The 7864-nt window shown below is 64.0% G+C and carries 6 protein-coding genes; all 6 read right to left on the reverse strand.

The annotated features are described in order from the left end of the window. Window positions 1-123 precede the first annotated feature (123 nt). The gene (locus JMF90_RS14465; protein WP_011694472.1) at window positions 124-543 is read right to left on the reverse strand and encodes a PIN domain-containing protein; all 420 of its coding nucleotides are present in this window, start codon (window positions 541-543) and stop codon (window positions 124-126) included. Then, the gene (locus tag JMF90_RS14470) at window positions 543-761 is read right to left on the reverse strand and encodes an AbrB/MazE/SpoVT family DNA-binding domain-containing protein (protein ID WP_011548443.1); all 219 of its coding nucleotides are present in this window, start codon (window positions 759-761) and stop codon (window positions 543-545) included. Before JMF90_RS14470 ends, JMF90_RS14465 begins: the two co-directional genes overlap by 1 nt. A gap of 362 nt (window positions 762-1123) precedes the next feature. Then, window positions 1124-3784: a GH92 family glycosyl hydrolase gene (locus JMF90_RS14475; RefSeq protein WP_011548444.1), complete on the reverse strand. Its 2661-nt coding sequence runs from the start codon at window positions 3782-3784 to the stop codon at window positions 1124-1126. A 65-nt stretch (window positions 3785-3849) separates the two neighbouring features. Beyond that, complete coding sequence (locus JMF90_RS14480) at window positions 3850-6309, reverse strand: GH92 family glycosyl hydrolase (RefSeq protein WP_011548445.1); 2460 nt, start codon at window positions 6307-6309, stop codon at window positions 3850-3852. A gap of 331 nt (window positions 6310-6640) precedes the next feature. After that, window positions 6641-7021: a hypothetical protein gene (locus JMF90_RS14485; protein ID WP_011548446.1), complete on the reverse strand. Its 381-nt coding sequence runs from the start codon at window positions 7019-7021 to the stop codon at window positions 6641-6643. Window positions 7022-7275: 254 nt separating this feature from the next. Then, window positions 7276-7743 (reverse strand): cupin domain-containing protein, encoded by a 468-nt coding sequence (locus tag JMF90_RS14490; protein WP_006488377.1) that lies wholly within the window; start codon window positions 7741-7743, stop codon window positions 7276-7278. Window positions 7744-7864: the final 121 nt, after the last annotated feature.

Consider the following 7864-nt stretch of genomic DNA (forward strand, 5'->3'; position numbering starts at 1 on the left):
GTGATGGCGACAACGACAAGATCACATCCACGAAGGACCTAAAAGGACGTTCTAGTAGAACCCGTTCTGCCTATTGCGACTCTTAAGCGACGTACGGCCGACATCACCGCAATCCTGCAGGACTCATAGCAACTGCGCTCGCCCCGCACCAAGAATTTCGGCGCCAGGCAACCGTGCAGCACGCTCGTCGAACGTGAGTAGAGGTGCCCGACCAGCTGCACTAGCCTGACCGACGTGCAGGCAGTCTGCGAAATCCCCGCCATGCTCGCGATACATGTGCAGCGCACGTTCAAGCGCACCCTCCGCTTCAAAACTCAGTTCCCGCGTCTCGAGCAGGGCCGTGAGCGCAGTCAGGATCTGCTGGCGGTCGAATTTATAGCGCGATCGCAGAACCCATTCGAGTTCGAGCATCACAGTTACCGGTATGTAGAATGCGTCCGCTTGTCCAGCCGAAGCGGCAAACAGCTCACGGACATGCGCGACTTGGTCAACGTCGTCATTGGTCAACCAACGCACCAGAATATTTGTATCAAGACTGGGCATCAAGCGTCGCCTATCCCCATGGCATCGATTGGCACACTTGTGATCGACGGTAGGGCACCTTGCAAATCAAGCAGGCTGCGGGTTTTGGCGCGCAAAATGACCGTACCGTCATCCAGTGGTGTGAAGACAATCCGCACGCCTGCGGCGAGGCCAAGCGCATGCCGGATGCCGGCCGGCAATGTAAGTTGCCCCTTGCTTGTAAGTGTGGCTTCGAACACGATATCTCCTTACTTTTCAATTAATTGTAAGGCAATTTGCCCATCTTCGCAATAGCGGTAGTGGTGAGCGAGAGGCAAACCGGTCAAAGGGTGAAGCCGCTACTGACCGCTCCACTCGAAACCCAAGTGACGGCGAGTCAGTCAACTTGATACGTCCCCAAACAGCGAAGCCGCATTAGTCGAGCGCAAGCGGCGCGACGGTGTGTCGACACTTGGCGTGCGGCCGGTTGCCGTCACCGTTCCCCGTACAGGTAGCGACCGCGTTGCTCTGCGGCCCGTCTTCTCGCCGGGCTCGGCGTACTGCCGGAATCCGGCAAATGTGCGCCGAAATCAAGGCGACCTTGTTACGGCGTCCCTGCCGACTAGTTGATCAACGCCAGCGCCGGCGCGAGCGCACTGTTCGGATCCTGGCCGTTCCACTGGCCGACCCACGCATCGTTCGGCGTCGAGCCCATCACGAAATCGAGCCTGCCGCCCGCCTTCATCTCGTCATAGGTGATGTATGGCCGATGCAGCGGCGTGCCGTTCAGGCTGACCGACTGCACGTAGCGATTGACCGACGACGGTGCGGCGCCCGACGCCGTATGCGCGGTGATCGTGAAGCGTCGCGCACCGCCGAACTTCAACGCGCCGCCGGCGCTGCTGCCTGATGCCATCGGGATGTCGATCGACACCTCCTCGAACAGCGGCGTGCCGAAATAGAACACGCCGCCCACGGGATTCAGCGAATAGATGCCGAGCGCGGACAGCACGTACCACGCGGACAACTGGCCGCAGTCGTCGTTGCCGGGAATCGCCGCATCGCGCACGCGTCGCGGATCGTTCAGCGCGGCCTTCAGGCTGTCGCCGCTCAGCAATGCACGATCGCCGGCCGTGAGCGTCAGCGAGTACATGTCGTCCATCACCGTGCGCACGCGGTCCTGCGTCTTCGACGGCATGCCGGTGACGTCGTACAGGTACGGCAGGTGGTTCGCCGGTTCGTTGCCCGCGAAGAACTGGCCGCTGCGGCCGGTCAGGTCCGGGAAGCCCTGGTTGTACTGGAAGGTCAGCGGGTTGGCCGGATCGAACGTGCGGTCGAGCTGCGCGATGAACTGGCTTTTGCCGCCGAGCAGCGTGATCAATCCCGGGAAGTCGTGGAAGATGTTCCACGTGTCGACCCACGAATTCGATTCGGAGAAGTCGGTCTTTTCGGCGGCCGTCGGATCGAAGCCCGCGACCCAGTTGCCCTGCGCATCCTTCGGCTGCGAGAATTTCCAGCCGTTGTTCGGCGCCGGGTTGAACACGTTCCGGTAGTTCTGGCTGCGCGTCAGATAAGGCTGGTAGTCGGCCGTGCTCTTGCCGGCCGCCTTGCCGACCGCGGCCGTCGCCCAGTCGTCGAACGCATAATCCTGCGTGGTCGACACCGACGCGTTGTCGCCCGCATAGACGTAGCCGCGCTGGCGATACTGGTCGAAGCCGTGCGCGCTCGCGCGCTGCGTGGTCGTCAACGCGGTCCAGATGTCGTCGATGCCCGCGCTCGTCAGGTGCTTCAGGTACGCATCCGCGATCATCGGAATCGACGGGTGGCCAGCCATCGTGAAGGTTTCCGTTTGCGCGAGCGGCCACACCGGCAGTTCGCCCTTGCCGTTCTGCGCGAACTGCGTCAGCAGCGACTTGACCCAGCCGTCGACGCGCTCGGGCTGCACCAGCGTCATGAGCGGCGCCTCGGCGCGGAACGTGTCCCACAGCGAGAACGTCGACGAATAGTCGAAGCCCGGGTTCGCATGCTTGCTGGTGGTCGGCGGCGACGTCGTGCCGTCGTTCGACGAATCCATGCCGACGTAGCTGCCGTCCGCGTTGTTGTAGACCGTCGGCGCGAGCATCGTGCGGTACAGCGACGTGTAGAACATCGTCCGCTGGTCGGCGCTGCCGCCCTTGATCCGGACCCGATCGAGCGCGGCGCTCCACGCGCGCTCCGCCGCGCCGCGCACCTGGTCGAACGACTTCGCGCCGACTTCCGACGCGAGATTGGCCTGCGCATCCGTGATGCTCGACGGCGAGATGCCGACCTTCACCGCGACCGCGCCGCCGTCGCCGCCGTCGGCGAACGTCAGGTACGCCTTGAAGCCGTCCGCGCTGAACGCGACGTGCTGCGTATCGAACGGCTTCGAGAACCGCGCGACGAAATACGTCGGCTTGTTGTTCGCCCAGTTGTTGGTGAACTGCCAGCCGGCGATCGTCCGCGCGTCGACGACCTGGATCTTGCCGCTCGCGGTCGAGCCACCGATCGGGTTGTCGATGCTCACGATCATGCTGCGTTTCTGCGTCGCCGCGCTCGGGAAGTACGTGTAGCGATGCACGCCCGCGTGCGTGGTCGCCGTCATTTCCGCGAGAATCTTCGCGCCCTGCACGTTCCACGGCGTGTTGCCGCTGCCGACCGGCGCCAGCTTCACGCGGTAGTAGCCGGGGCTCGCGGTTTCGTCGTCGTGGCTGAACGACGCGTCGTAGGTGATCGATGCATCGGCGGCAACCTTGGCCAGCGTCGCGGTATCGACCGGCGCGAGCGTCGGCAGGAACCGCACTTCACCGCCCGAGCCGATGCCGGTTCCCGACAGATGCGTATGCGTGAAACCGGTAATGAACGGATCGTCGTACTGGTAGCCCGACGTGCGATCCCAGTTCCACGGCAGCGTATGCGCGCCGCCGGTCGTGTCCGGCCCGAGCTGCACCATGCTGAACGGCACGGTCGCGCCCGGATACACGTGGCCGTGGCCGCGCACGCCGCTGCTCCAGTCCGCGTTGATGTCGAGGTTGGCCGTGCCGATCATCGGATCGACGCTGCGCAGCACCGATCGCTTGTGCGCGCCGCCGTTTTCCCCCTGATCGTTCTGATCGCCCTGGTCGTTCTGGTTGCCTTGATCTTTCTGGTTGCCCGGTGCGTTCGACATCTGCGCGAGCACGCTCGCATCTGTCGCCCCCTGATCGCCCCCGCACCCCGACAACACGGCAAGGCACCCGATACCCACCACGTGACGTAGCTTCATCCGTTCGTCCCTCCCTCTCTCCGCGTCGATCCTGTCGGCAAGAACCGCTCTTCGATCCTCCCGCCCTACTGCGCGCCCGCCGCCCGCGGGAACGACGGCATCGCAGATGCATCGGCGCCCCACGTCGCGGCGCTCGCATCCGCCGTCATCGCGTACGTAAGCTTCCCGCCCTTCGCGATGTGCTCGAGCGGCAGCCACGCGGCGGGCCACGACGTGCCGTTCAGCTTCAGCGACTTCACGTAGAACGACGCGCCGTCGCCCGAACCCGCGCCCGGCGCGGCGATGTGCAGCAGGCGGTAGCTGCCGTCCTGCTGCCCGACGCGCACCGTGATCGCCTCGAACTGCGGGCTCGACAGCGCAACGCCGCTCACGCCCGGCACGACCGGGTAGAGACCGAGCGCGGCCCACACGTACCAGCCGGACAGTGCGCCGAGATCGTCGTTGCCGGGCAGCCCCGCCGCGCCGGGGCCAAACGCGTTGGCGAGCGAAGCGTGCAGCACGCGCTGCGTATGCGACGGCGCGCCGGCCCACGCGTAGACCCACGGCACGGCCATCGTCACTTCGTTGCCGACGTAGAAATACGGCTGCTCGGTGCCGATGTTCAGGTGAGTGAAGAACGTGTCGAGCCGCTTGACGACCGGCGTGGCGCCGCCCGCCTGCGCGATCACGCCGGCGAGATCGTGCGGCACGTACCACGTGTATTGCTCGGCATTGCCTTCCATAAAGCCCGACCCGTCGGTGATCCACGCGCCGGCCGACGTCTTGGGCCGGATCGCGCCGCGATCGAACAGGTGTTGCCAGTTGCCGCTCGACTTCAGCAGCGCGCCGGCCGTCGCCGTGTCGCCAAGCGCCGTCGCGAAGCGCGACACCGCGAAATCGCGCAGGGCGTATTCGAGCGTGTTCGACGCGGTCTGGTTGTCGCCGCTGCCCGATGCGGGCACGTAGCCGAGCCGGTCGTAGTCCGCGCGGCTGCCCATCACCGGCGTGCCCGCGCACGCGGCGCCCGGCGCGGTGCTGGCCTTCATGATCGACAGCGCGGCCTGCGTATCGAAGTGCGTCGCGCCGAACGCATACGCGTTCGCCGTGATGATCGAGCCCGCATCGCCGGGCATCACGGCCGTCTCCGTATTGAAGTACGCCCAGCGCGGGAACGCGCCGCAGGCCTTCGCATCAAGCACGAGCGACTGCACGATGTCGCTGGTGCGCACCGGATCGAGCAGCGCCTGCAACTGGATAAACGAACGGTCGATGTCCCATCCGGAGAAATTCGCGTACATCGTGCGGCCGTTTTCGACCTGACGCGTCGGCGCGGTCGATGCGCCGTTCGACGCGTAGAAATCCGGATACTGGCCGTTCACGTCGTTGAACACGTTCGGATGCAGCGACGCGTGATACAGCGCGGTATAGAACTTGGTCTTGTCGGCATCGCTGCCGCCCGCGACCTGGATCGCGTTCAGGCGGGCGTTCCATGCGGCGCTCGCCGCGCGGCGCACCTTGTCGAAACGCCAGTTCCGTTCGCCTTGCGCATCCGTTTCCGGATTCTCCGCACGCAGGTTCGCCTTCGCGTTCGCTTCGCTGACGAACGAGATGCCGAGCTTCATCATCACGTCCGGATGCTTGCTGTCGACGTTGAACGTCAGCGTGACGGGGCGGTTGTTCGACAGCGCAGGCTTGGCCGCGAACGGCTGGCTGAATTCCGCGTAGTAGTAGACGGGCACCGCATGTCCGGCCCAGCAAAATCCGCCGCCCGCGATCGTGCCCGACAGCGCGCGGTCGCCGACCTGGCTGACCGTGTCGCTCGTCGTGCCTTGGGCGCGGTTGTTCAGCACGGTCGGATCGATCGCGATCGTCGCCTGCTGGCCCTGCGCGAGCGCCGGGTACGTGAAGCGCGCGAAGCCGGTGCGCAACGTCGCCGTCAGCTCGGCCTTGATGCCGTTGCCGAGCGTGACGCCGTAATAGCCGGCCTGCGCGGTTTCGTTCGTGTGATCGAACGTGGCCGGCGTGCCGGCGTCGCCGGGCGCGAGCTGCGGCATCACGTTCAGGTAGCCGCCGTTCGCCCAGCAGCCGGTACCACTCAGATGCAGGATGCTGAATGCGTTGATCGACGCGTCGCCGTACCAGTAGCCGCCGGAGAAACCGGAGCCGTCGCCCTTGCGCCCGTCGTATTGCGCGGTGGGCGTCATCGGGCTCCACTGCATCATCCCGAACGGCACCGTCGGCCCGGGGAACGTGCCGCCGCCGAGACCCGAGCCGACCGGGTCGGCCGGCTGGTCGGTCGCGTAGTCGGTGCCGATCAGCGGGTTGACGTATTGGACGACGCGGACGTCGGCGTTTTTCCTTGCCGCTTCGCTGCCGTTGCCGCTTTCGTTATCGTTGCCGCCGTTGCCGTTCTCATTGCCCTGCGACTGCGCGGACGTCGACATGTTCGCTGCCACGGCCGACGGCGAATCGCCATCTCCGCCGCAGGAAGCCACGGCCACGCACAGCGCCAGCAGCGCCGTTCCCAACCCCCAGTTCCTCGACATCGCCTGTCTCCGTTTCGTTCTTGAATCAAGCCGTTTGTTCGAACTACTGAGCTTTCTATCAGGACTCTTTTCGTGACTTTTCGCGCACCCGCGCAATCGGTCGAAAATGCCGGGCGCGTATTTATTTCCGCATTCTGGTATCCGAAAAAGATGCACCGACCTATCGAAATACCGGTACTCAGAAACGGACAATGGGCACCAGCGTGCCCAAATAAACGCGTTTTCTCTACCCCGTGTTTTTACGAATTTTTATTTTGTTTATCTAAACAAAAAGCGATTGATTCGATTTTTATACGGAATCCGTCGTCGCCCCCACTCGCGAGGAGCAAATTCATCGTTCGGATCGCTGCCAACGATGCATGAGCCAGAACACGAAGCCCGCCAGTGCCCCGAGGCCCACGAACGCCATGAACCCGAGAACGACCGCCACACCGGCCTTGAAAACATCGTCATCCCAGATCGCGGTGCAAATCAAATAAGTGGCAATCCAGGTCAACAACCCCGTGATGCTGCCACACAGGCACGATGAAATCATCGAAACGCGCCAGTATTTCGTGACCAGCAGATATTGTGGAATGGCAAACGCTGCCGTGCCCAGGTAGGCGATTGGGATGGAGTATTTGAGCGACCCGGGATCATCGGCCCAATACGACCACACCAGACCGGGCACAAGGGCCGAAAGGGCAAAAGCAAGAAAAGGTATCTGACGCATCGATATAGGCAGCAGCCGACGGCAACCATTCCATTGAAATCAAGAGCATTCGGCGCACGAATCGCGCATCTCGCGCGGCCACGTTTACGACCTTCGTGGCTTCGCGATGCATACGCCGGCGACGGGTATCGTCTCACTCGTCCGAGATCGGGACATTCACCGAGTATTCGATGTGCACGCACTATCTGTCCGCGGTAATTCCCGCGCGCACTTTGTACGAACAGCTTGCTCGGAAAATGACGTGCAACCGGCCGTCACGGCTGTTTCGGCAGCTCGACATACTCCTCGAGCTCGCCCGCGATATAAAGCCGCTTGCCGATGCGCGGGTATTCGCACACGTCGTGCTCGAGCCGCTGGCCGCCGACGAGCAGTTCCAGCGGCGCATCGCCAGTGTTCTGCACCGTATGCGCGTCGCCGCCGCGCGGAAAGCCGATGAAATCGCCGGGGCCGATTTCACTGGCGTGCTCGCCGATCGTCACCGCGCCGGTGCCGGACAGCACGTACACGAATTCCTCTTCGTACAGGTGGCGGTGATATTCGGCCGATTCGTGGCCGGGCATCAGCGTGAGCAGGTGCACGCCGAATTGCGTCAGCCCGGTCAGGTCGCTGAGCGGTCGCTTGAGACGAACGGCATTGGGATTGAGCGAATGCACCGCGCGCGTCGGTTCCATCTTCGCGATATCGGCGGCCTTCAGCAGTTCCCGGGGAAAGGGAGTCGACATGGGGATCTCGCAAGCGTGAATGCTTCGGTTGAACGCACGGCGCCGGCGCGGCGCGCGCAGCAGCCATTGTCCGACATTTTCACGCTGGCAAGGGCGCGCCGAACCGCACCCGGCGACGCAG

Origin of the sequence: Burkholderia sp. E168m23 (assembly GCF_016586125.1) — a bacterium.
In the GTDB taxonomy this organism is placed as follows: Bacteria; Pseudomonadota; Gammaproteobacteria; order Burkholderiales; family Burkholderiaceae; genus Burkholderia; species Burkholderia orbicola.